The sequence below is a fragment of the Alcanivorax sp. S6407 genome (assembly GCF_023016115.1).
GTDB lineage: Bacteria > Pseudomonadota > Gammaproteobacteria > Pseudomonadales > Alcanivoracaceae > Alcanivorax.
In genome coordinates this window covers 155902-180950 of record NZ_JALKBH010000001.1, presented here as the reverse complement: position 1 = coordinate 180950, position 25049 = coordinate 155902, and the positions used below count along the sequence as shown (strand labels likewise).

General features: G+C 58.0%; 25 protein-coding genes. 12 read left to right on the top strand and 13 right to left on the bottom strand.

What is annotated here, in order from left to right; genetic code table 11:
• Positions 1–256: 256 nt before the first annotated feature.
• Complete coding sequence (locus MWU49_RS00805) at positions 257–1282, bottom strand: AraC family transcriptional regulator (RefSeq protein ID WP_246966955.1); 1026 nt, start codon at positions 1280–1282, stop codon at positions 257–259.
• A gap of 138 nt (positions 1283–1420) precedes the next feature.
• Here MWU49_RS00805 and MWU49_RS00800 point away from each other — a divergent pair, with 138 nt between their 5' ends.
• Complete coding sequence (locus MWU49_RS00800; protein WP_246966953.1) at positions 1421–1855, top strand: SRPBCC domain-containing protein; 435 nt, start codon at positions 1421–1423, stop codon at positions 1853–1855.
• A 29-nt stretch (positions 1856–1884) separates the two neighbouring features.
• On the top strand, positions 1885–4575 hold the full coding sequence (locus MWU49_RS00795; protein WP_246966951.1) for an MMPL family transporter: 2691 nt from the start codon (positions 1885–1887) through the stop codon (positions 4573–4575).
• Positions 4576–5105: 530 nt separating this feature from the next.
• Here MWU49_RS00795 and MWU49_RS00790 read toward each other — a convergent pair.
• The 12 genes from MWU49_RS00790 to MWU49_RS00735 form a co-directional block, all read right to left on the bottom strand.
• Positions 5106–5399 (bottom strand): hypothetical protein, encoded by a 294-nt coding sequence (locus tag MWU49_RS00790; RefSeq protein ID WP_246966949.1) that lies wholly within the window; start codon positions 5397–5399, stop codon positions 5106–5108.
• Positions 5400–5757: 358 nt separating this feature from the next.
• A complete protein-coding gene (locus MWU49_RS00785; RefSeq protein WP_246966947.1) occupies positions 5758–6237 on the bottom strand; it encodes a hypothetical protein in 480 nt (159 codons plus the stop codon).
• Between the two features lie 37 nt (positions 6238–6274).
• Entirely contained in the window at positions 6275–6520 is a 246-nt protein-coding gene (locus MWU49_RS00780; RefSeq protein WP_246966945.1) for a DUF2164 domain-containing protein, read from the bottom strand.
• Positions 6521–6604: 84 nt separating this feature from the next.
• Positions 6605–7006, bottom strand: a complete 402-nt coding sequence (locus MWU49_RS00775; RefSeq protein ID WP_246966944.1) for a DUF6713 family protein — start codon at positions 7004–7006, stop codon at positions 6605–6607.
• A 128-nt stretch (positions 7007–7134) separates the two neighbouring features.
• Positions 7135–7398, bottom strand: coding sequence for a hypothetical protein (locus MWU49_RS00770; RefSeq protein WP_246966942.1), 264 nt, complete (start codon positions 7396–7398; stop codon positions 7135–7137).
• A gap of 90 nt (positions 7399–7488) precedes the next feature.
• On the bottom strand, positions 7489–8190 hold the full coding sequence (locus MWU49_RS00765; protein ID WP_246966940.1) for a hypothetical protein: 702 nt from the start codon (positions 8188–8190) through the stop codon (positions 7489–7491).
• 60 nt (positions 8191–8250) lie between these two features.
• Entirely contained in the window at positions 8251–8475 is a 225-nt protein-coding gene (locus tag MWU49_RS00760) for a hypothetical protein (RefSeq protein ID WP_246966939.1), read from the bottom strand.
• 450 nt (positions 8476–8925) lie between these two features.
• Positions 8926–9180, bottom strand: a complete 255-nt coding sequence (locus tag MWU49_RS00755) for a hypothetical protein (RefSeq protein ID WP_246966938.1) — start codon at positions 9178–9180, stop codon at positions 8926–8928.
• Positions 9181–9937: 757 nt separating this feature from the next.
• On the bottom strand, positions 9938–11461 hold the full coding sequence (locus tag MWU49_RS00750) for a fumarate hydratase (RefSeq protein ID WP_246966937.1): 1524 nt from the start codon (positions 11459–11461) through the stop codon (positions 9938–9940).
• A 283-nt stretch (positions 11462–11744) separates the two neighbouring features.
• Complete coding sequence (locus tag MWU49_RS00745) at positions 11745–12629, bottom strand: alpha/beta hydrolase (RefSeq protein ID WP_246966936.1); 885 nt, start codon at positions 12627–12629, stop codon at positions 11745–11747.
• Positions 12626–12895, bottom strand: a complete 270-nt coding sequence (locus tag MWU49_RS00740) for an acylphosphatase (protein ID WP_246966935.1) — start codon at positions 12893–12895, stop codon at positions 12626–12628. The genes MWU49_RS00745 and MWU49_RS00740 overlap by 4 nt, the downstream gene beginning before the upstream one ends.
• Positions 12885–14180 carry a YihY family inner membrane protein gene (locus tag MWU49_RS00735; protein WP_246966934.1) on the bottom strand — a complete coding sequence of 432 codons (1296 nt, stop codon included), beginning with the start codon at positions 14178–14180 and terminating at the stop codon, positions 12885–12887. Before MWU49_RS00735 ends, MWU49_RS00740 begins: the two co-directional genes overlap by 11 nt.
• A 75-nt stretch (positions 14181–14255) precedes the next feature.
• Here MWU49_RS00735 and arsC point away from each other — a divergent pair, with 75 nt between their 5' ends.
• From arsC to betT, 10 genes are all read left to right on the top strand, one after another.
• The gene (gene arsC, locus MWU49_RS00730; RefSeq protein ID WP_246966932.1) at positions 14256–14612 is read left to right on the top strand and encodes an arsenate reductase (glutaredoxin); all 357 of its coding nucleotides are present in this window, start codon (positions 14256–14258) and stop codon (positions 14610–14612) included.
• A 52-nt stretch (positions 14613–14664) separates the two neighbouring features.
• Entirely contained in the window at positions 14665–15258 is a 594-nt protein-coding gene (gene wrbA / locus MWU49_RS00725; RefSeq protein WP_246966930.1) for an NAD(P)H:quinone oxidoreductase, read from the top strand.
• A 2-nt stretch (positions 15259–15260) separates the two neighbouring features.
• Positions 15261–15602 (top strand): DUF2069 domain-containing protein, encoded by a 342-nt coding sequence (locus MWU49_RS00720; RefSeq protein WP_246966928.1) that lies wholly within the window; start codon positions 15261–15263, stop codon positions 15600–15602.
• Entirely contained in the window at positions 15592–16272 is a 681-nt protein-coding gene (locus MWU49_RS00715) for an RDD family protein (RefSeq protein ID WP_246966926.1), read from the top strand. Before MWU49_RS00720 ends, MWU49_RS00715 begins: the two co-directional genes overlap by 11 nt.
• On the top strand, positions 16269–17258 hold the full coding sequence (locus tag MWU49_RS00710; protein WP_246966924.1) for a stage II sporulation protein M: 990 nt from the start codon (positions 16269–16271) through the stop codon (positions 17256–17258). Before MWU49_RS00715 ends, MWU49_RS00710 begins: the two co-directional genes overlap by 4 nt.
• Complete coding sequence (locus MWU49_RS00705; RefSeq protein ID WP_246966922.1) at positions 17239–18750, top strand: DUF4129 domain-containing protein; 1512 nt, start codon at positions 17239–17241, stop codon at positions 18748–18750. Before MWU49_RS00710 ends, MWU49_RS00705 begins: the two co-directional genes overlap by 20 nt.
• The gene (locus MWU49_RS00700) at positions 18743–20062 is read left to right on the top strand and encodes a DUF4350 domain-containing protein (RefSeq protein WP_246966920.1); all 1320 of its coding nucleotides are present in this window, start codon (positions 18743–18745) and stop codon (positions 20060–20062) included. The genes MWU49_RS00705 and MWU49_RS00700 overlap by 8 nt, the downstream gene beginning before the upstream one ends.
• Complete coding sequence (locus MWU49_RS00695) at positions 20059–21030, top strand: MoxR family ATPase (protein WP_246966918.1); 972 nt, start codon at positions 20059–20061, stop codon at positions 21028–21030. Before MWU49_RS00700 ends, MWU49_RS00695 begins: the two co-directional genes overlap by 4 nt.
• On the top strand, positions 21027–22334 hold the full coding sequence (locus MWU49_RS00690; RefSeq protein WP_246966916.1) for a DUF58 domain-containing protein: 1308 nt from the start codon (positions 21027–21029) through the stop codon (positions 22332–22334). Before MWU49_RS00695 ends, MWU49_RS00690 begins: the two co-directional genes overlap by 4 nt.
• A gap of 617 nt (positions 22335–22951) precedes the next feature.
• A complete protein-coding gene (betT, locus tag MWU49_RS00685) occupies positions 22952–24991 on the top strand; it encodes a choline BCCT transporter BetT (RefSeq protein ID WP_246966914.1) in 2040 nt (679 codons plus the stop codon).
• Positions 24992–25049 lie beyond the last annotated feature (58 nt).

Sequence of the window (25049 nt, the reverse complement as noted above, 5' to 3'; positions counted from 1 at the left end):
AGCCCAAAACCTGAAAGCAGCTTTACCACAGAGGTCACAGAGTTCACTGAGGTAAAAACAGGAAACCACACATCCCACACCCACTGTGGGAGCGTGCCTGCAAGCGATTACCCCAACCCTTCACCTGCAAGCAAACTCCCACATAAAACCCAACCCCCTGAAAGCGGGTTTACCACAGAGATCACGGAGATAATCACGGGTTTTATCTCTGTGTGCTCTGTGCCCTCTGTGGTAAATAACGCCTTTGATTAACCGGCTAGCCTCCGCCGTTACGTCGCCGGTACTCCCCCGGCGCACAGCCCTGCCAGCGCTTGAAGGCATGGTAGAAGTTGGCCGTGTCGGAGAAGCCCAACCGTTGGGCCAGCACCCCCATGTCGCAATCACTCCCGGCCAGCATCTCGCAGGCATGGCGATGCTTGACCTGGTCACGCAGGGTGGCAAACCGGGTGCCCTCTTCCTTCAGCCGACGCTGCAGGGTCCTCGGGCTCATGGCCAGGGATGCCGCCACCACATCAATGGTGATTTCCCCCTGCCCCAACTGGCTTTGCATCCTCAGCAAGACCTTACCGGCAACCCCTTCCGCCCGGGACAACCCGGACATGACCTGATCCGCTGATCGCTTGAGTCGCTCGTGGTACTTGGGAAACGCCCGCGGAAGGGGTGTTTCAAGCAACGATTGGGGAAAGACAACGGCATTGGCAGGAGCAGAAAATCGCACCGGGCACTGGAAAAAGCGCTGGTAACTGGCCAGATCATCCTCATCCGGGCGAGCATGAGCCAACAGGACCTCCTCCAATGGCATTGCGCTGGCCAGCATGGAACGGCCGATAGCAACCATGGTGGCGACCACCAGATCATTGTGCACACGGGTACCGGTGAAACGCAGTGCCTTGCCGTCGCTCTCCACCGCCAGCGTTGCCAGACCGTTGTCCAGCGTCAACTGAAAATGCAGATACGGCACCAGCAGATCCTTGTACCGGAACAACATGGCCAGGCCGGCTTCCAGCGTTTCCGCCGTCGCCATCAGGTTGCCAAGCAGATCCAGGTTGCCGTAATGGTTATCCGCACCGATGCGCAATCCAAACAAGGGATCGTCGCTTTCCATGAACGCGGAAAAAAGCAGTTCGTCGAGCTGGGCAAGGCTGATAAAGCGGTCACTGCGCCCGACAATATCCACATCGATCCCCAGCCGCTCGAACAGCGCCGGGATGTCCTGCTGGCTGCGCAGTGACACCTCCAGCAAACCGGGAAGAATGGACGCGGGAAGCAGTGTTGTTGTCATGGGTTATCCTCGCAATCCCTCCACGCTAGAAAAAGGCTCTGCTGCGGTCAACTGGCTGATCATAATTGGCCTGTTATGCCGCCTGCCGGCCCGGTAAGCTATGCCATTCGTACAGGACGACAACCACAGGGATTCTCCATGCTGAAACGCTATCTGGTCGACGAGGTCACCGACACCCTTGCCCCACGCAAGCAGGCCTTTAATCTGTTTGCTGACGCCAGTAACTGGCAAAGCTGGTGCTCTATCGTTCGCCATGCCCGCCTCCTTAACGGCGAATGGCGTCCCGGTGCCCTGCTGTTGTTTGTGGTCGACCTGCCCGGCATGCCTCCGGCACCGGTGGTGGTAAAGGTCTACGAGTACAAGGAAAACGAGCGTATTACCTGGGGACTGGATACGCCCTTTGGCCGCATCCTCCACCGTTTCACCTTCATGGATGACGACAACGGCAACTGCCGCGTCCACCAGGAAGAGTGGACCGAAGGCCTGCTGACCCCGCTGGTGGGCTGGCCGCTGGGCAAGGTCATTCACCGCTTCGACACCCGCTTTGCCGCAGAATATGCGGCCATGTTCTGATTGCCGCCATAACAACAACGGATTGATTCATGACTCATCGGCTGTTTAACGCCTACTGCCGGGCGGTGCTCGCCCATCCTGTGTTCTGGCTGGTGCTGCTGGTCCTGCTGTGTGGCTTTGCCGGCTGGCAGGCCCGCCATTTCAAGATCGACGCCTCCACCGATTCGCTGGTGCTGGAGAACGACAAGGATCTGGATTATTACCGCAAGGTCTCCAAGCAGTATGGCGGCAGCGATTTTCTGGTCATCACCTATACGCCCACTGAGGCACCGCTGTTCCAGCGCGACAGTCTGGATCACCTGCAGGCCCTGCAGCAGGACCTGAAAGGTATCGACCGGGTGAAATCGGTCTACAGCATGATGGACGTGCCGCTGCTGTTCAGCCCCAAGGTGGAATTCAGCGAACTGGCGAATAACTACCGCACCCTGGCCGATCCCGATGTGGATCTGCAGCTCGCCCGGGATGAGTTCACCGACGTCAATCCGTTATACGAAGACCTGCTGGTCAGCGACGATGGCGGCACCACCGCCCTGCTGGTCAATTTTGAGCGCGACGAAAAGTACTTCGAACTGCTCTATCGCCGCAACGACCTGCGCGACCAGCACCGCAGTGGCGAACTGGATGCGCAGGGCGAGGCCGAACTGGCCGATGCCAACCTGGCCTTCAGCGAGTACAACAGCCAGATTCAGGCCCGCACCGCCGGTGAAATCCAGCAGGTGCGCGACATCATGGATCGCTACCGCGACCAGGCCGATCTGTTCCTGGGCGGCGTGCCCATGATCACCACCGATGTGGTCAGCTTTATCCGCGCCGACCTGAAAATCTTCGGCGTGGGTGTGCTGCTGTTTCTCATCCTCGCCCTGTTCATTATCTTCCGCCGGCCGCGTTGGGTGGTCATTCCGCTGGCCTGCTGTGCCGTCACCGTGCTGGCCGTCACCGGCTGGCTGGGGCTGATGGACTGGAAAGTGTCGGTGATCAGCAGCAACTACATCTCGTTGCTGCTGATTATCACCATGTCCATCACCATCCACCTCACCGTGCGCTTCCGGGAACTGCATCAGGAAAACCCGGATGCCAGCCAGAGCTGGCTGATCAAGGAAACCGCCGCGCACATGATGCGGCCCAGCATCTACATGATCCTCACCACCATGGTGGGCTTCTCCTCCCTGGTGATCAGTGGCATACGCCCGGTGATCGACTTCGGCTGGATGATGACCCTGGGCCTGGGCGTAGCGCTACTTGTCTGCTTCCTGGTATTCCCCGCCCTGCTGGCGCCGCTTTCCCCCGGCAAACCTCGCCAGGGCAAGGACATCAGCCGACAGCTGACCCTGGCCTTCGCCGGCTTCACCGAACGCCACCGCCCCACCCTGTTAGTGATGGCACTGGTCATGGTCTGCGGTTCCCTGTGGGGCATCAGCAAACTCACGGTGGAAAACCGCTTTATCGATTACTTCCAGGAAGACACCGAGATCTACAAGGGCATGGTGCAGATCGACCGCAAACTGGGCGGCACCACCCCGCTGGATATCGTCATCGATGCGCCGAAGCAGCAACCCGATACCGTGGCAGATACGGATCAGCCCGGAGAAGGCTGGGACGGCGAAGCCCTTAACGACACCAGTGCCGACCCGTTTGCGGATGAGGGCGGCGATCCTTTCGCCGCGGATAACAACGCCGCCGATCCGTTCGCGGATGATGATGGCTTTGCTGACCAAGACCCGTTCGCCGACAGTGATCCATTCGCCTCAGACGCGCCGATGGATGATCCCTTTGCCGATGAAGGCAGCAGTGATCCCTTCGCCGAGCCGGCTACTCAGGGCCTGAATCTGAAGGATGCCTACTGGTTTACCCCGGCGCGGCTCGCCAAGCTGGTGGAAATCCAGAACTACGTGGAAAGCCTGCCGGAAACCGGCAAGGTACTGTCCCTGGCCACCACCTATGAAGTGGCAGAAAAGCTGAACAATGGCCCGCTGTCGTATGTACAGCTCATGCTGCTGGCCAAGTTCATCCCCGCAGATCTGCAGAAGCAGCTGGTGACCCCCTATCTGTCCGATGACGGCAACCAGATCCGCATCAGCGTACGGGTGATCGATTCCGACAAGAACCTGAACCGTAACGACCTGCTGGCCAAGATCCGCCACGACCTGGAGAACAACTTTGATCTGGAGCCCGGTCAGGTACATCTCACCGGCGCCATGGTGCTCTACAACAACATGCTGCAGAGCCTGTTCGATTCCCAGATCAAGACCCTGGGCTACGTGTTCGCGGCCATCCTGTTCATGCTGCTGATCCTGTTCCGCAGCCTGCCGGTAGCACTGATCAGCATGGTCCCCAGCCTGGTCTCCGCCGGCCTGGTACTGGGCCTTATGGGCTGGATCGGCCTGCCACTGGACCTGATGACTATCACCATCACCGCTATCAGTATCGGCATTGCCGTGGATGACACCATCCACTACATCCACCGCTTCCATGAAGAGCTGCCCAACGACAACGATTACGTGGCCACCATGAAGCGTTGCCACGGCTCCATTGGTAAAGCGATGTACTACACCTCGCTCACCATCATCGCCGGCTTCTCCATCCTGGCCCTGTCCAGCTTCAACCCCACGGTGTACTTCGGCCTGCTCACCGGTCTCGCCATGCTGGTCGCCCTGCTCAGCAACCTGACCCTGCTGCCAGCCCTGCTGATCACCGTCAAACCGAAACTGAAAGCCGGCTGACCCTCCCCGTAGGGCGGAAATGGGCGAAAGCCCATCTCCGCCATTACCACCACCGCCAATGGCGGAGATCGTCCACGCCGATTTCCGCCCTACCGCCACCTCGCCGTAGGAGCTTGCCTGCAAGTGATCCTGCGGTCGGCGGCGGCAAAGGCAAGCTTCAAAGATCAAAACCGGAAGGCACCCTACGGGCAACAGGGTTTGTGGTGTGAGGTTATGCCTTTCGCAACTCGACACTCGAAACTCGCAACTGCCTTCATTTGACCACTGACCAAATGAACAGTATATTGATCGTCCGGGTAGCCCACAGGCCTTCATTACTGTGACCCCAGGAAAGCCTGACGATTGATCTCCGCGCCCCAGGGACGGGGCCGGGCTCCCCGGACTTATTTACCGCTTCGCCGCCACGGGCGCCAACAAGGCCAATGGGGCGCAAAACCGAGGTTGCTGAGGCAATTTATCAGAGAGCGCTCTGCCCGGCTGGTGCTACTAAACCACAGCAGCCAGCCCACACAGGAACGATCGGTTTGTCATCACGACAGTGCACTGGCCAGGCCAACATTCAGAACAATCACAAACATCCTGCTCACCAGTACCATCAGCACCAGATTGGGAAACGCCGCCAGGCTGAAATGGTAGAGCACGTAAAACAGGGCAATCAGCGACAACAGCCAGCCCACTACCGGAATCATGGCCAGACCAGCGGCTACCACAGCGGCAATCACCGTCTCCTTGAAAGTGAGATCCACCCGCACCACAGTGGCCGCAGCGTAAAGCACCGCACCACCCACCAGAATATCGATGATCAAACCCAGTAATAACGCCACGTTAGTCCCTTATTCGCTGGCAACCGGCTCCAGCCGCAGCCGAAGATGAGCGAGGAATTGTAGGTGGGTCAGGAAAGCCTGGCTGTAAGCCATCGCTTAATTTAGGTTCATCGCGGGTTAGCGGGAACGGGAGACAAGATGAATGTCTCCGTCCTAATCATGCTAAGAGGCCGCTAGATGCCTGATGCCTGATGCCTGATGCCTGACGATAAAACAACAACGCGGGGTTACATCGTACGATTGTGCTACATCCTCCCGTGATTCGTGCCACCGAATCGGAACGCACATCCTCCTACATAAATAGTGTTCCTGTGTAGGACAGGCACTCGAGCCGAGAACCACTGACATCGCCAGCAGGCTAGCTCCCACTGCGACATTGTCTCAAGCAATTCATAACAGCCGGCTTCCCTTCAAAGGGGCATACAGGCAGCCCAGGCAGATCACCCCCCCCGTCAGACTCTCTTTTCAATCGCTGCCGATCCCGAATTGCCTGTACTTTTTTCTCAAAGCTTTCCTCTCCTCCCGCTTTCTCAAACTCGGGAACACCATCATCAGAGCCATGCTGCCCCATCGCATCCAGTAGAACAGAGGGCAGCAAGAAGGCCCCTGCTGAAAAGCTCAGAACTGAGCTAATTGCCGTAACAAGCAACAAGCCTTCGTTGCCTATATCAGGAATAAGCGAAAGGAAGAAAGGGATAATCACCAATAGCGACAACGCCGCATTCATTCTTGATTGATATCGCCCACCAAGAAGGCGCCCAACCTTTCGCATCCGAATATAAAATGAAATAGCTGCCAACAAGCTTAGACCTAACACGGCCCAAAACAGATACGTCACGACACGTCCTTTTTATTGTCAAGAAATGAATGAGGGCTTACCCCTCAGGCTTTTCCAGCTCAGCCATCACATAACCCACTTCTTCCATCTTTTCGGTGAGCACCTGCAGGGCATCAAACAGACCGCGGTTATAAAAATGCGGCCCGATTTCTTTGGCGAAGAAACCAATCAGAAACTCCGCCTCAAAGCCGCCGATCTCCTGCTGCAGCTCGTCTTCAAAGTAGCTTTTGATCTTGCTGACCATGCGGGCCTTCTGATCCGCGGTGAAAGTAATATCAGTCATCGTCTTCTCTTCTTGATGCTCCCCGACCGTGAAATGCCGGTTCCGCAAGAGCGGTGGTTCCACCGCGATCTGGGCGTTGAAAAGTCAGCCCCGTCCCAGCCAATAATTTCCCGCCAGATACCCCGCCCCAAACACCGCCGCACCAAAGATCAGCGTATTGGAAAGCATACCCTCAAACGTATAGTGCGACTGCCCGCTAAAGGCCAGATGCAACCCGGCATGAACGATCAGGAATACTGATACCCAGAACTGCCCCTGCAGCGCACGCTGCGGCAGCTGGCTGGTCAACCAGCCCAACACCAGCGCGAATACAGGCACATGCAGAACCACAAACACGAAGCGCCCCATTTCGGGCTCGAGCCAGCTGGTCAGCGGCAACACCCGCCACTCACTATGAGTCATGGCATCCAGTTCGTGGGTGAAAAGCAGGCTGACACCGATAAAGAACAGGGCTCTAAGCCAAAGGGGTTGGGGAACTGTGGACATAGCGGCATCCCTGAGGTTGTGTTTCCCTGTTCTACCGTAGGTTCAGTGTTAAGAGAACACTAGGGGGGCTTGTTTTTTGCCGTCTACATCTAAGGAACGGAGCAAGACCTTCCCCCCGGACCCTCTTTCTACTTGCGTACAAAGAATCCTAATAACCCGGAGAAAAGCCAAACCAAATAGAAAACTCCAACCCAAAGTACGACTATATTCAAGGCAGTGTTTTCTAATATTTCCTCCTTTAAGGCTATGTAGGGCAACAACATAGCCATACCCATCATCAAAATTACTATCACCAACCCCCCGGTCGGAATAACAATCGGCGCCTTTCTATAAAGCAAAGTTTCGATGCCTGTTAATCCAAGGAGGTATAAAACCAATAAAATTGTATCCATTTTTCTCTATGACGAATCACATAACGCCTGGCGCAGCAGACAAATTGGAGCGACGGAGGAGCGGAGATTTGGTCTGCCTGCCGCCACTTATTATGATTCTGGTCTGCAATAGCACTCACCCTTGCTTAATTTGAACCAAACCGCGCCGCTTTCTTTGTCTGATATTTTTATATGAGGATTCTTCTGAAGCAGGTCCCCAAATCCATTCTCGTATTTCAATTTCAACGGCTCTGTCGAGGTATGCTTACACTGACCAAGACCGAATCTATATTCCCTTTGGTATGCATAAGCTTCTGCTTTACACCCCACAGACCAATTTTCACGATTTTGGGAATACAAAACGCGACCACGTTCGAACGGCCCATCCTGAAGAGATCGCACCCTATCGGTAAACTCGCCGAGGTGGACTCCGGGGAGAAATGCAAAGTTCTCACCAAATTCGGATCTCACTCTCTTCAAATCTTCGGTTAATGCCAACAATTGCTCGTCATTTTCTGGAAAATCCAGCGCAAACCAGCAATGAAGCCACATGTCTTTTAGCTTATTTATGTGGGTTGTTAGAGCAGTGACGCCCTCAATCTCTTTCCCATCAATTTTGAGGACTACTGGCTTATCTCCCCGGTCTGCTCGGTATGAATGCATACATGATTCATTGAGATCACCAATACCTTCCGACCCGTCCAAGCGGTATGTCTCTGGAGCATTACAGTAAAATACGCCATCAATCAGCAAATCCAAGAAGGACTCATCTCTGAAGAATTTGGCCAATCCGATAAACTTCGGCTTACTCATAAGAACTCATAACGCCCGCCTCAGCCGCCGAAGGTCGGCGTGGGGGCCCTTGTTAACTGCTTAATTGACCCGAACATACTTCGACAATTTAACGCCTTTGCTCACTTCAGTTGCATAAGAATCATTAATCCCAGCCTCTGCAACAATAGCTTTGGCCGACACTCCAGAATCAATTATTTCTTGAGCACTCTCGATAGCAAACAGGTGGATCATTGTCACCTTCTCTCCCTTTGGAGCATGAAGGTATTTTTCTCTTAATTTTGCACCCAGACTTTTAATAGTCATACACCCCCCAATTCCCGAAACAGTTAACGCTTGGCGCAGCGGACCAGTGTAGCGAGGAACGAGCGTAACTGGGTCCGGCTGCCGCCACTTGTTAGGTTCGTGACACTCCACGGCCAACTACTGGCACGTTGTGAGCTTGCGAACCCAACCTGAATTTATGGCACCTGCAAGAACACCAGCTTCGCAGCCACCCCCAACCTCAACTGTGGCAACCCGAAACGAACGGAAGCAACTTGCCACAACCTCAAACCTAAACAATGGCACCAGGATCGAAACTGCCAGATATGCCAAACGGCACGAAACCTGATGCTGGACCGCCTACTACTGGCAGTGAATTTCAAATTGCTGCAGCCTCAATAAACAGGGAAAGGCAGAGCAACCTAACGCTTGGCGCAGCGGGCAAATTGAAGTGAGGCACGAACGGAAATTTGATCCGCCTGCCGCCACTTGTTATGTGACTGCATACAACCCACCAAGAGCCGCCAATGAAAATGCCACAATCACTATAACCACCACCCAGATTGGAACATGTGTAAATGACCCACCTTCAAGCCACATTTTTCGGTAGTGATAATTAACTGTGGCTTTAAACTCGTCACGCTCCTTTTGGGAAAGCGTTTTAATCCGCTCATGCTCTGACCGAGATTTCCTCACAACATAAATCAGAAAAACACCAGCAGCCAATACAGAAATAATCTCAATCATGGATCACACATAACGCCGCGAGCAGCAGCGCGTGTTTTTGCGTCTGCTGCCTTGCCTGGTTAAGTGGTGACACACCAGCCCACCCAAGGACCAAGATGTGATCCTGCGAACCAGACTACATTTATGGCACCCGCAAGAACTCAAGCCCTGAAGATGCCCCCAACCTGAAATGTGGCCGCTCACAACGAACGGGAAAGCCGAGCCACAAACTCATATTCTTCTAACGGCAATCAAAAGTATGGCTATGGCACCGACTTGAAATCTTGCTATGCCATAAAAAAGCAGAGCCATTTAACAGTTTATTCAATCGCACATGCGATATAAAACTTTGATGTATATCCCCGATAAACCCGGACCCAAAAATCACATCAAACCATCATCCAATCAGTGACTTACCCCTCATCCAGGAATCACTCTCAACAGACTTTTCTTGCACTTGCGTGTTGAACGGGAAATTTTACTCGGACTTTTCTTGCATCCTTTTTTTTGAAAAACCACCTTATCTCAACCACTTACAAAAATATGTAAGCCATATCCTACAAATTCAACTTGCGTGCGGGTGAAAAGGGGTAAGTTTTGAATGCGAGTTGGGGGTGAAATCGCACCTCGCTTTGGCTCAGATCGCCTGCAGGCAGGCTCCCACAGCGGGGTTGATCTTGCATGTTGCTTGTTGCGTGAAGCGTGCTGCCACCTCTTTCAGCCCATAAAAAAAGCCGCACTGTTGTGCGGCTTTTTTTATGGGCTGAAAGAGGCTCTACTACGCGCTCTTTTCGGCAATCTTCTGTTTCCAGATCACCGGGCCGGTCTTGTGTACGGATTCGCCTTCGGAGTCCACGGCCACGGTGACAGGCATGTCTTCCACTTCGAATTCGTAGATGGCTTCCATGCCCAGGTCTTCAAAGGCCGCCACGCGAGATTTGCGGATGGCTTTGGATACCAGGTAGGCGGCGCCGCCTACTGCCATCAGATAGACAGCTTTGTTGTCCTTGATGGCTTCGATGGCGGCATCGCCACGCTCGGCTTTACCGACCATGCCGATCAGACCGGTTTCTTCCAGCATGGTGCGGGTGAACTTGTCCATACGGGTGGCGGTGGTCGGGCCAGCAGGACCGACGACTTCGTCGCCGACCGGATCTACCGGGCCTACGTAGTAGATAAAGCGGTTGGTGAAGTCCACGGGCAGCTTTTCGCCTTTGGAAATCATGTCCACCATGCGCTTGTGGGCGGCGTCACGGCCGGTGAGCAGCTTGCCGGACAGCAGCAGGGTGTCGCCGGGCTGCCAGGTCTGCACTTCTTCCGGGGTGATGGTGTCCAGGTTAACGCGCTTGGCGCCTTCGTCGTTGCCCCAGGCAATGTCAGGCCACTCTTCCAGATCCGGTGCTTTCAGATCCGCAGGGCCGGTGCCATCGAGGATAAAGTGGGCGTGACGGGTGGCCGCGCAGTTGGGAATCAGGGCTACCGGCTTGTTGGCGGCGTGGGTGGGGTAATCCACCACTTTCACATCCAGCACGGTGGTCAGGCCACCCAGACCCTGTGCGCCTACACCCAGGGCGTTCACTTTCTCGAACAGCTCCAGACGCAGTTCCTCGGAACGGGTCTGGGCACCACGGGCCTGCAGCTCATGGATATCGATGGGGTCCATGAGGGCTTCTTTGGCGATCAGCATGGCCTTTTCGGCGGTACCACCGATGCCGATGCCGAGCATGCCCGGCGGACACCAGCCGGCGCCCATTTTCGGAATCTGTTCCAGCACCCAGTCCACCACGGAATCGGAGGGGTTGAGCATGGCAAACTTGGATTTGGCTTCAGAGCCGCCGCCTTTCGCTGCCACGTCGATTTCCAGGGTATCGCCAGGCACGATGGAGTAGTTGATCACCGCAGGGGTGTTGTCCTTGGTGTTGGCGCGCTTGCCGTCCGGATCCGCCAGCACCGACGCACGCAGGACATTGTCCGGGTGGTTGTAGGCGCGACGCACACCTTCGTTGATCATGTCGTCCAGGCTCATACTTTCGCCTTCAGGGGACGCTTCAAAAGTCACGTTCATGCCTACCTTGGCAAACACGGTGACGATGCCAGTGTCCTGACAGATCGGGCGGTGGCCCATGGCGGCCATGCGGGAGTTGATCAGGATCTGCGCCATGGCGTCCTTGGCGGCCTTGCTTTCTTCCTTCTCATAGGCCTCTTTCACCGCGCGGATGAAATCGACCGGGTGGTAGTAGGAAATGTACTGCAAGGCATCTGCCACGCTCTGAATCAGGTCATCCTGGCGAATCACCGTCATGGGGAACTCCTGCTGGGACTGAATTTGGGGGCGCTAGTATAGCGTAGCGCTCGCCAAACTTGCATCTGCCGGGCACGACTCTGCCTCAAGCGGTTTGGTCAGGGAGAATGGCGGACGCAGGCTGCCGTGGATGTGTTGGCACGGTGGTCTGACGCCTGACGCCCAAGATTTGGACATCCCCCCTCAAGATCCGGGCGGATTTAGCGTAAGAGGTCCGAACTCAGACGTCCGACCATAGCCTTTTCGCGTGCAGGCAGCTCCCACAGGGTGAGTGGACTCCCTGTCAGAGGGAGCACTCGCATTCGGTGGCCTTGAGGTGGCGGATCAGGTGAGCGTTGACCTCGTCCGGTTTCTCCAGATGCAGGAAATGTCCGGCGTTCTGGATACGCAGCAATTCCATGCCGGCGCTGAAATCACTCTCCACCAAGGTGTGCTGGAGCAGCTTGGGGCTCATGCAACCATCATTCTCACCGATCAGGATCTGGGTGGGAGTGGCGATGTCACGGCTCAGCCAGGGCAAGGTCTTGCGGTTCTCCCGGGTCCACAGGCGGAACAGGGAGCGATACCAGGACAATGCCGCCGTGATCACACCCGGTTCCGAAAGCGTGTACTTGGCATTGTCCAGGTACATTTCCGGCTCCCAGTTGGGGGACCAGCGACGCCACAGGGTTTCCACACCACTCAGATCGCCCTTGCTGAGCCAGGCCTCCGGGGCCAGCGGCAGCTGGAAGAATTGCATGTAGCCACTGAGCAGCACCTGTTCCGGTACTTTCAGAAGAGCCTGGGGAATACGGCGCACCGGCGGGATGGCCAGGGCACTAAAAGAGCAAAAGGTGTCCGGAGCCTGGGCACAGGCCAGATAGCCCACTACCGCCCCCCAGTCGTGACCGATCAGATGCACCCGGCCACCCAGCTGGGAGGCAAACACCATCAGGTCGTCTACCGCCGCATACAGCGAGTAGTCACCATTGCCTGGCTGACAACCCGGGGCGTAACCGCGCAGCGCCGGCGCGATGGCGGTATAACCGGCCTGGGCAATGGCGTTGATCTGCACCGCCCAGTTCTCGTAGGTATCAGGAAAGCCGTGCAGCAGAATGACCGGTTCGCCCTCCCCTGCCATCAGGGCAGGAAAACGCAGATCCCCATTCACCAGCTCAACCTGTTTCATCCCGTCACCTCAAAATGATTGCTCGCCTGTGCTTCTTCGGCACGGCTTTGAAGATCATACACCTGGGCCATGACCGGCCCCTGACGCATGGCATCGAGCATATCGAGCACGTCGTCATCGTCGCCCTGCAGGACCGCTTCCACCCTGCCATCGGACAGATTGCGGACCCAGCCCACCAGGTTGCGCTGTAAAGCGGCCTGTCGGGTCCAGGCGCGATAGCCTACTCCCTGAACCAGCCCGGTTACCAGTACGTGCCTAGTCAGCATTGGTCTCTTCCTCCTCTTGCGCCATGGGCGTCTGGCCGCGAAACAGGTCATCAATGGGCACCTTGAGGGTATCCATCAATTCGCCACGGGCTTCATCCATGTGTCCTTTCAGACGATCTTCCCAGGGCTGCATGTCCTGCTGGGCTCGAATGCGCAGCTGGGTATGCAGCGGCCACGGCAGCGCCGCCAGCAACTGGGCCAGTGTCAGGTTACGCAAATCCCGGGAAAGGATATAACCCCCCTCATCGGTTCGCTGGATCAGGCGTGCATCCAGCAGCATGTTGCGAAATTCATCCCACTGGGAAATACCGGACTGGCGCATCACCTGGCGTACTTCCTTGCTGCGCAGCGGCTTGCCATGTTGCTGGCGCTCCCAGAACACATGCAGCAGACGCAACAGGGCATGCATGCGCGGCACCTTGCTACGGTGCTCCTGGAATACCACCAGTGCCCTCACCAGCTCGGCCCCACCCAGCACAATGGTCCAGGAGATATACAGCCACAGCAGGAATACCGGCACCGCTGCAAAGGCACCGTAGACCACCTGATAGCTGGGCGCCTGCTTGATAAAGAAGGTAAAGCCGCCCTTGGCCAGTTCGAACAGCAGCGCAGCAAAGGCCGCCCCCAGGACCCCTTGCCGGAACGGTACACTGGTATTGGGGACCACTGTGTAGAGCAGAGTCAGCATCAGGGTGGTAAAGATAAACGGCAGCACCGTCAGCCACATGCGCGCGCCGCCCAGAAAGCTCACCGTTTCATTGAACACACTCATGGAGGTGAGGTAGGAACTGATCGCCAACCCTGCACCGAGAAAAATCGGCCCCAATGACAACAGCGCCCAGTACATCAACAGACTGGTTAGCCCCTTGCGGGCAGTCTGCACTTTCCACATCCGGTTGAGGGTCTGTTCGATAGTGCGCAGCATCAATACCGAGGTGATAACCAGAAACACAATCCCCAGCCCGGTCAGGTTACTGGCCTGTTTGGCAAAGGACTGCAGGTGATCAAGCAACATGTTACCCGCAGAGGGCACGAAGTAATTGAAGGCCCACTGCTGAAACTGCATGCCCTTGTCCTTGAGCGCCGGCACCGATGCCAGTACGGCAAAACTCACCGTCATGATCGGCACAATGGCAAACAAGGTGGTATAGGTCAGTGCAGCGGCACTCTGCCGGCAACCATCTTCATTGAACTGGCGAATCAACAGGCCCAGAAAGGCACGCACGGAGTCGTATCGCGGGCGCACCGGAATCAGGGCATCATCCGTATCCATGGTGTCCTTCATAGAAAAGGCATCCTCTCCTTGCCTCAAGTCGCGGGCAGCTTACAATGTCGGCGAACTCACAGAATATGCAAAGCAATGACCGACTACACTATTTTCCATAATCCGCGCTGTTCCAAATCTCGCCAGACTCTGGCCCTGCTGGAAGAAAATGGCGTCACGCCGACTATTGTAAAGTATCTGGAAGACACCCCGGATGCGACGGCCCTGAAAGCCCTGATCGACAAACTCGGCCTCGAACAGGCCCACGATCTGGTGCGCAACAAGGAAGACGATTACAAGACTGCCGGCCTCAGCAAGGACAGCAGTGATGCCGATGTGATCAATGCCATGGTGCAATACCCGAAGCTGATCGAGCGTCCGATTGTCGTCAAAGGTGACAAGGCGGTGCTGGGTCGCCCCCCGGAAAACGTATTGGCATTGCTGGACAAGTAAGCGTCCGGCATCTGGCGTCCTGCGTCGAACCCACCAACAAGGCCAAATACAAATGACGGATTATGTGCTGGTCCTGTTCTACAGCCGCAACGGCAGCGTTGCCAATCTGGCCACCCAGGTGGCCCGCGGTGTAGAGAGCACTGGAATGGAAGCCCGATTACGCACGGTACCTCCGGTATCTGCGGATCATGAGGCCACCGGCAAACCGGTACCAGGCAGTGGTGCGCCCTACGCCACGCTGGATGACCTGCGCCAGTGCGCAGGCCTCGCGCTTGGCTCCCCCACCCGCTTTGGCAACATGGCTGCGCCGATGAAGTTTTTCATCGACCAGACCAGTGAGCTGTGGATGCAGGGCACCCTGATCGGTAAACCCGCCGGAGTATTCTCCGCCAGCAGCAGCATGCATGGTGGCCAGGAAAGCACCCTGCTCTCCATGATGACGCCGCTGTTGCATCACGGCATGGTCATCGCCGGTGTTCCCTATGCGGAACAGGCACTGATTGATACACAGAGCGGTGGAACCCCCTACGGGCCCACCCATGTGTCTGGCACCCGCGGTGATGCCACCCTCACCGAACACGAAATCTCTCTGGCCAGAGCCCTGGGCAAACGCCTTGGTCAACTGGCCCGACAACTCAAGGCGTGATGATGATTCTTAACTTGTTGCGGGTGAGCTATGCCCTGCTGTTACTGGTGGGCGTCACCGGTCTGTTCAGTCTGGCACCGCCGGATACCCATTCGATCTCTACCCTGATCATCGCGCTGGTGCTTTATGTGCCGTTGCTGATAATGGCGCCAGCGGTGATCAGTGGAAACAAGCGCCAGAACACCTGGCTGTGCTTCCTGCTGCTGTTTTATTTCTGTGGCTATGCGGTGCAATTGCTGGATCCACCGCCGGTACGCACCCTGGCCATTGCCAAGATCACTCTCACCATCGTGGTGTTTGTGCTGGCCGCGGTACAGATTCGTCAGGGCCAGCATGCTGATTGATGAGCGGCTGGAAATTGAAACACCGGAAGGGACACTGCTGACGCTGTCCCTGGCCGGGCCGGTGCCGCGGGCCATGGCCTATGGCATTGATCTGCTCATCCGGCTGGTCATCTTTGCCCTGATAGCCTTTCTGGTTGGCGCCTTCGGCAATGTGGGCACCGGTGTCATCCTGATTTCCCTGTTCCTGCTGGAATGGTTTTATCCCACCCTGTTTGAAGCCTTCCGCAACGGCCAGACGCCGGGCAAGAAATTCATGGGTATTGCCGTGGTACACAGCAACGGCACGCCGCTCAGTTTCAATGGCAGCCTGATCCGTAATCTGCTGCGCACCGCCGATGCATTCCCGCTGTTTTATTTACTGGGTTTCGTGACCACCCTGATCAGCCCGCGCTTTCAGCGGCTGGGCGACATGGCCGCCAACTCGGTGGTGATTCATGTAGAGAATACCGCCACGGCGGTAAAAGCCGACCAGGGCACTACCACCCCCCCGGACTGGCCACTGGGTCGTGATGACCAACTGGCGCTGCTGGCTTTTCAGGAACGCCACAGCCAGTTCTCCGAGCCCCGCCAGCAGGAGCTGGCCCAACTGGCCTACCCGGAACTTTCCCCGCCGCTGGCGCTGCAACGACTCCGCTCAGTGACCCGTTATCTACTCGAGGGGGCGAAGTGAAGCAGATCCAGTTTGAACAGCGCTACCGTCCCGTGTGGGAATCGCTGGAAGACCAGCTCAAGCAGCTGGAGGCGATCCGGGTCACCCGCCGCAAGGCCCTGCCTCTGGATCACTTTGTCACCGACTACCGCCAGCTCTGTCATCAGCTGGCACTGGCCCGCGAGCGCGGCTACAGCCTGGAGCTGCAGCAATATCTGAACAACCTTGTATTGCGCGCCCACCGCCAGCTGTATCGCTATAACCCACCGCTGGGTGACCGCATCGGCGAGTTTCTGGCCCGGGGTTTTCCCCAGGCGGTGCGTCGCCAGTGGCGCTGGCACATGATCAGCGCCCTGAGCTTTGTGCTGTCCATTGCCCTGGTCTGGATCCTGGTGCATCAGCAACCGGACATGGTCTATACGGTGCTGGACGAAAACTCGCTGACCGACATCGAGATGATGTACCAGCCCGGGGAAGACGGCGGTGGAGATATTCATGAAGGCCGTGGCGGCGATGATGACGTGATGATGTTCGGCTTCTATATCAAGAACAACATCGGCATCGCCTTCCGCACTTTTGCCGGCGGCCTGCTACTGGGTGTCGGGGCCATTATCGTGATGCTGTTCAACGGCAGTTTCTTTGGCGCCGTTGCCGCTCACCTGATCAATGTGGGTGGCGACCAGCCTTTCTTCACCTTTGTGATTGCCCATGGTGCGCCGGAACTCACCGCCATCGTGCTGGCCGGGGGGGCTGGCCTGCGCCTCGGCTGGGCGATCATCGCACCGGGGCCCTACACCCGCCTCAATGCATTGCGACTGGCTGCAAAAGACAGCCTGCCAACCATGTACGGAGTGTTCGCCCTGCTGCTGCTGGCCGCGTTTATCGAGGCGTTCTGGTCACCACGGGACTTCGAGCCGGTGATCAAGTACAGCGTGGGGGCCGCCTGCTGGGGCCTGCTCTATCTTTATCTGTTGTTCGGGGGACGCCATGGAACTGGAAAAGGCTAGCGCCCGACTGGCTCCACGCAGCCCCTGGCAGGCCGTGGACATGGGCACCCAGATGTTCCGCCGCTGGGCCTGGCCCACGGTGCGTATCTGGCTGGCCTTTACCTTGCTGCCGTTTGCCCTGTTGCTGGGGTTGGCCAGCTATCAGGAGTCCTGGTGGCCGCTGGTGCTGTTCTGGTGGCTCAAGCCCGCCTGGGAACGCCCCCTCCTGGCCTGGTACAGCCATGCCCTGTTTGCCGAAGAACTCAGCCTGAGCCAACTGTTCAAACGCTGGAAGCAATATGCCCTGCCCGGCCTGATTGCCCAGCTCACCTGGCGACGGTTGAGCCCCTCTCGCAGTTTCAATACCGCCATCTGGCAACTGGAAGGGGCCCAGGGCGATCAGGTAGGCCAACGCCACCAGGTTCTGCATCGCGCCCCCTCGACTCGGGCCGGGATGCTCACCCTGGTCATGTTCCATCTCGAACAGTTCATGGGCTATGGGCTGCTGGCGCTGGTCTATACGCTGGTTCCGTGGCAGTTCAATCTGGAAATGAGCGACTGGTTCTTCGAGCAAAGTGTCCTGCAAACCGCCATTGCCAGTAGCTGTCTTTATCTGGTGCTGTGCATCACTGAACCGCTCTACGTTGCCTGCGGCTTCGCCCTGTACCTGAACAAACGCACCTGGCTGGAAGGCTGGGATTTGCAGCTTGGCCTGACCCGTATCGGCAAGCGGCGCAAGCCCGCCGGGGTGGCACTGGTCCTGTTGTTGGGGCTGCTTGCCCTGCCCGCTGTTGAACCGGCACAAGCCGGCAACAGCAACCACGAAGACCTGCATGTGGAGCAACAGCAAGTCATCGAACTGCTCGCCAGCGACGACTACATGCCCTTCGAGACCCGTACCAGCCGGGAATGGAAAGATCGCGATCAGGACGCGCAGGACAGCAGCTGGTGGCAAAAACTCTGGGAATGGTTTTTCGACGACCTGGAAGACCAGATGGATTCAGCCCCGAACAAGCCTTTTCAGATTCCCGACAACCTGATTTGGGCGGTGTTCTGGGCCCTGTTCGCCGGCATCGTCCTGTGGCTTCTGTTGAAGGTATCCTCGCAGCTTGGTTTCTCCGGCACCCGTCGCAAGGCCGGTCACGCCATCCCCACCCATGTGGCCGGCCTCGACATACGCCATCACAGCCTGCCCGACGATATCGCCAATGCGGTGGACAGCGCCCTGCAACAGCAGGATATCCGTACCGCCATGTCCCTGTTGCTGCGCGTGAGTCTGGCCACCCTGCTGCGCGAATACCCGGTACCACTGGCCGCCGGCAGCACCGAACAGCATTGTCTGCGTACCCTGCAGCGCGAACACGGCAATGCCGCTGGCATCGAGGTACTCAAGCCCATCGTCAATGCCTGGGTACGGACCGCCTGGGCGCACCGGCCGGTGGGCGAGGACGAAGTCCGTGGGCTGTTGAACCAGTGGCAAGCCTTACGTTTTGTGGAGGTGGCCCATGGCTAGCCTGCGCAAATGGCTACCCGCCCTGCTGGCCCTGTTGGTGCTGGGCGGCAGCGCCGCCTACTACGCGCTCACCGAACCGGTCACCACGGTGCACCGGGTGGCACCGGATGGCAGCGTGTTGCGCGATCCCTTCCATGCCGCCCAGGCCTGGCTGAACCAGCGCGAACAACCGACCCGGCGGATTCTCAGTGCCGCTGCCCTGTTTCCGTTACCGGACACTGACACCACCCTGATTTTCGACAAGCAGCGCGGTCTGATGACCCGCGATCAGGTGGAAACCCTGCTCAACTGGGTCATGGCCGGTGGCGATCTGATCGTGGCAGCCCGCCCCCTGCCCGCGTCCCGGGATGAAGACACCGCCACCGAAGAGCAGTGGCGCGACAACGACCCATTGCTTTACCCGCTGGGCATTACCGTCTGGGAGATTGCCGACGAGGATGAATTTCAGGAGCTTGAAGAAGATCCCCTGATCGCCCTGCTGGCCATGATGCCCATGTTTGCCGGTGATCCGCTGCAGTACTGCATGGCCAGCGATAATGAGGAACTGCGCGCCAGCTGTGAGTCGCTGTTATGTGATGCTCCCGAACAACCCGAAACCCTGCAGCTGCATACCGATGATGATGCGCTGGCGCGACATATCCAGCTGTATAGCGACCACGAACTGTGGCACGACAGCTGGGATGAGGAAGACGGTTTCGAACCCCATCGCGAATGGGACACCGAAGTGATCGCCTATGCCGATAACGAATTCGGCAGCCAGCTGGTACAGCTTTCCCTCGGCGAAGGCCAGATCACCGTGCTCACCGACCTGAGCCTGTGGGACAACGACCATATCCTCTACTACGACCATGCCTGGCTGCTGGGCTGGCTGAGTGGGCATGACAGCGTCTGGTTTATCCGCTCTGTGGCCATGCCACCCTTGCTGCAGTGGCTGTGGCAACGGGCAGCGGAACTGATTCTGGCACTGTTGCTGTTACTCGGACTGTGGCTGTGGCTGCGCATCCCCAGACAAGGCCCACTGCAACCGCCCCGGGACGATGAACACCGGGATTATCTGCAGCATCTTCATGCCAGCGGTTATTTCCAGTGGCGGACAGAACAGCAGGACGCCTTGCTGGGCGCCCTTCGCCAGCAGGCCAATGCCCGCCTGCGCAGTTACCACAACAACGATGAAAAGGCGCTGGCCATGGCCGCCCGGGATCTGAACTGTCCCAGCCGGGTACTGCACAGCGCCCTCAATGACACCCCGCACAGTCGTGAACAGCTGATTGAACAGGTACGGCTGCTACAAGCGTTAAGGAGCAACACATGAGCCATCCCAACACCCTGCAGGAAGCGGCCGCCCTGGCCGGCGAGATCGAACAGCGTCTCAATCAGGTGCTGATTGGCCAGCAGCAGGTGGTCCGAGAAGTGCTGATTGCCTTGATCGCCGGGGGACATGTCCTGATCGAAGGGGTGCCCGGCCTCGGCAAGACCCTGCTGGTACGCAGCCTGGGCAAGGTCCTGGAACTGGATTTCAACCGTATCCAGTTCACCCCGGATCTGATGCCCACCGATGTGACCGGCCATGCCATGTACGACCAGAAGACGGAACAATTCCGCATTCGCCGTGGCCCCGCCTTTACCCAATTGCTGCTGGCCGACGAAATCAACCGCGCCCCGGCCAAGACCCAGGCGGCCCTGCTGGAGGTCATGCAGGAACGGCAAATCACCATCGAAGGCAAGGCGTTCTCCCTGAACGAACCCTACATGGTGCTCGCCACCCAGAACCCGCTGGATCAGGAAGGCACCTACCCGCTGCCGGAGGCCGAACTGGATCGCTTCCTTTTCAAGGTGATGATCGACTACCCGGATCACGGTGACGAGACGCGGCTGGTGAACATGGTGCTGGACGGCACCATCCGCTCCAGCCTGGATGTGGAGAGTCTGACACCGGCCACCGACGGGGCCGGTGTGATGGCTATCCGCAGCCTCAGCGACAGCGTGCTGATCGACCCGGAAGTGCTGGATTACGCCCTGCGCATTGTCCGCACCACCCGCGATTTCAGTGGCCTGAGCCACGGCGCCAGCCCCCGTGCCAGCATTGCCCTGGCCCGTGCTGGCCGGGTTCAGGCCCTGGTGGAAGGCCGAGACTTCGTGACCCCCGATGATATTCAGCAAGTGGCTCGCCCGGTACTGCGCCACCGCATTCAGCTCAGCGCCGATGCGGAAATTGAAGGCCAGACCCCGGAAACCGTGCTCGGCCGTCTGCTCGACCAGGTGGAAGCGCCGCGCCAATGAAACCGGCTCGCCGACTGCTGCAACTGGTCGCCCTCTGGGCCGCTCTGGCCCTGCCGCTGATCTGGCTGGAATCTGCCGGGCTGGTCGCCCTGTGGTGGGCGCTGGGCTGCCTGTTGTTGCTGGTCAGTCTGCTGGATGCCTGGCAGCTGCGGCGTCTGCCCGCCCCGGCCGCACAACGGATACTGCCCAGCGCACTGTCTGTGCAGCAACCCCATCCGGTGCGCATCCGAATTCGCTCGAACAGCCTGCCGACGGGCAGCCTGCTGGCGGACCGCCACCCCGGCGATGATCCACTCACCGGCCTGCCCCGCCCACTCGACCCCAGCAAGGATGAACTGACCGAACTCACCTATCAATATCGCCCCAGTCGCCGTGGCCCGGTGCGATTCGGGGATCTGGAATTCTGGGTACCTGGCCGGCTGGGCCTGTGGCAGGCGCGCAAGCTGGTGGCGGCGGAATGCAGCGTACCGGTGTATCCGGATTTCTCCCGGCTCAACACCAGCGGCCTGGATGCCAGCCATACCTATTTGTTCAGTGGCACGCGCCTGCAACCGCGCCGCGGCGAAGGCATGGAGTTTCATCAGCTGCGTGAGTACCACGCTGGTGACAGCCTGCGCCAGATCGACTGGAAAGCCACCGCTCGCCGCCAGACATTGATCAGCCGTGAATATCAGGACGAACAGAACCAGCAGATCCTGCTGATGCTGGATGGTGGTCGCCGTCTGGCCATGCCGGTGGGCAGCCTCACCGGCTTCGATCATGCGCTCAATGCTGCCCTGCTGTTGGCCTGGAGTGCACTCAAGCAGAAGGACAAGGCCGGCGCCATGCTGTTCTCTGGTGACCAGCCCCGTTGGCTGCCTCCGGTGCAGGGACAGCACGGCATCAATCACCTGCTCAACGGGCTCTATGATCTGCACCCCAGCGAACATGCCAGTGATTTCAGCCTGGCCGCTCGCCAGCTGCTCAAACACAGCCGTCGCCGAGCACTGGTGGTGCTGGTGACCCGGTTGCAGCAGGAAGACCGTGATGACCTGATGAGTGCCGTGACCCTGTTGCGCAAACATCACCTGGTGCTGGTGGCCGACATGCTGCTGCCGGAACAACAGCAGCTGGCCCGTCAGACGGTGGACGATTTTGATGGTGCCCTGCAGGTCTGTGCCGATGCCCAGGAACAACAGGAACGCCAGCAACTGCACACCCGCCTGCGCCACGCCGGCGCCCTGGTCACCGCCACCACGCCACAAAACATGGCGGCGCAATTGAATCATCTTTATCTGATGCTCAAGCGCAGTGGGCGGCTATGAAGACCGTTTCGAGGTTCGAGTAACGAGTTGCGAAAATCAAAAACCGCTAACCGGCATGGTTTGCGCCTTTGCCTTTCGTAACTCGTAACTCGAACCTCGTCACTCGCTGTCGCTCGGTTCGCACCTCAAGTGGTGCTCCTACACAAAGCCTCTTCCGCAAGAGACCTCTTCACCCTTCAGGATAACTCTTGCCCGCGCAGACGGTTGACGACGCTGTAGGATGTTCCCTTCCAGGGGACGAATCGCGCGAAGCGCGGTTTTTGGTTTTGCCGCCTGGAACTGCCACGCAGCTTCCCTGAAATCTCCTCGCTATCGCTCGGTTCGCACCTCAAGTGGTGCTCCTACAGCACCGAACGCCCCTTCCCCTTGATCCGGTCGACCTTCGCTTACGCAACAATAACCGTGCGGGGGGTGATAAAAAGGGGCCATATGTTAAGGTGGTCCGACAAGGGAACCACTGAATACAGTTTTGTAGTACTCCGCGGTGCAGGGCAACAGGCGTCATCTGTTTGTCATTGCGCCCCTTGTATTTCAAGGCCTGGCCTTGCCAGTCAGTGCGCAGCGCAGAAGCTACGGTTCCCGGAAACGGCACCCTCAATCCGGACAAGGAGCTTCCAATGTCAGAGTCTGCCGAGCAGGAAATTTCGTCCAAGCCGGGCATACACGACAAGATCAATCCCCCTGTTTTTTACGGTTCTCTCGCTATCATTGTGGGCCTGGTACTGTTTTCGGTGGCCGCCCCTGAAACCGCAGGTTCATTCTTCAACGGGTTGAAACTGGCCGTCATCGAAGAAGCCAGCTGGTTCTACGTGCTCACCGTTGCCATCATCATTTCTTTCGTGGCCTTCCTGGGTATCAGTCGCTACGGCGAGATCAAGCTGGGCCCGGATCACTCCGAACCGGATTACAGTTACGGCTCCTGGTTCGCCATGCTGTTCTCTGCCGGCATGGGTATCGGCCTGATGTTCTTCGGTGTGGCCGAGCCGGTGATGCATTTCACCAGCCCGCCCATGGCAGAACCCGGCGGCATTGCCGCCGCCAAGGAAGCCATGCGCGTCACCTTCTTTCACTGGGGCCTGCATGCCTGGTCCATCTACGCCATTGTCGGGCTGATTCTGGCGTACTTCAGTTTCCGTCGCGGTCTGCCGTTGACCCTGCGCTCTGCTCTGTACCCAATCATCGGTAACAAGATCTACGGCCCCATCGGCCATGCGGTGGATATCTTTGCGGTGGTGGGCACGGTACTGGGTGTGGCCACCTCGCTGGGCTTTGGTGTGCAACAGGTGAATGCCGGCCTGAATTATCTGTTCGGGTTACCGGTCAGCCCGACCATGCAGGTCACCCTGATCGTGGTCATTACTGGCCTGGCCACCATCTCCGTGGTCACTGGCCTGGATGCCGGCATCCGTCGCCTCTCCGAACTCAATCTGGGCCTGGCCTTCCTGCTGCTTGCCTTCGTGCTGCTGCTCGGCCCGACCATCTTCCTGCTGAAAACCTATATGCAGAATGTGGGCTCGTATCTGTCCGAGCTGGTCAGCATGACGTTCAATCTTTACGCCTACCAGCCCAAGGTGGATGGCGGACCTCAGGCCTGGGTCGGCGGCTGGACCATTTTCTACTGGGGCTGGTGGATTGCCTGGTCCCCCTTCGTGGGCCTGTTCATCGCCCGTATCTCCCGCGGCCGCACCATTCGTGAATTCGCCATGGGTGTGATGTTCGTTCCCGCCGGTTTCACCCTGTTCTGGATGACCGTCTTCGGTGATTCCGGCATCCACATGATCATGACCGAATCCTATGCGGATCTCGGGCGTCTGGTAGGCGAAGACATGTCCGTGGCCCTGTTCCACTTCCTGGAGCAGTTCCCGTTCTCCGGGTTCATTTCCGGTGTGGCAACGCTGATGGTGGTGGTGTTCTTCGTCACCTCTTCTGACTCCGGTTCCATGGTGGTGGACATGCTTGCCTCCGGTGGTCACGACGATACTCCGGTATGGCAGCGGGTATTCTGGGCCAGCTCCGAAGGCATCGTGGCCATTGCCTTGATGCTGGCCGGTGGTCTCGGCGCCCTGCAATCCGCCACCATTGCGGCCGCGTTGCCATTCTCCGCCGTGTTGCTGATTTCCGCCTACGGCCTGCTGCGCTCCCTCAAGGTGGAAAACATTCGTCAACGCAGTCTTGCTGCGGCGCTGGCCCCGCCACCCGAAGTGCATGTGGGCCATCAACGCCCGCAGGGGGGCAGCAGCTGGAAATCCCGCTTGAAAAACATGGTCAACTTCCCCTTGAGGGTCAAGGTGCTGGAATTCCTGGAAGTCACGGTGAAACCTGCACTGGAAACCGTCGCCAAGGAACTGGAAGGCTATGGGCTCAAGGTGGAAATTCGCCATGAAGACGACCGCGCCTATCTGGAAGTCAGCCATGGCGCGGAAACCGACTTCGTCTATGGTGTTCGAGTGCGCGGCTATACCCGCCCCACCCTCACCGTCCGCCAGCTGGATCACGCCAGGAAGCACGCCGACAAGGATACCTACTACCGTGCAGAGGTATTCCTGCAGGAAGGCGGCCAGGACTATGACCTGATGGGCTACACCAAGGAACAGGTCATCGTGGACGTGCTGGACCAGTACGAGAAGCACATGCACTTCCTGCATATGCTGCGTTGAGGGACGCGACACGCAGCACGCTTCACGCAACAACGCGGTTTCGGGTTGTTGCTGGCTG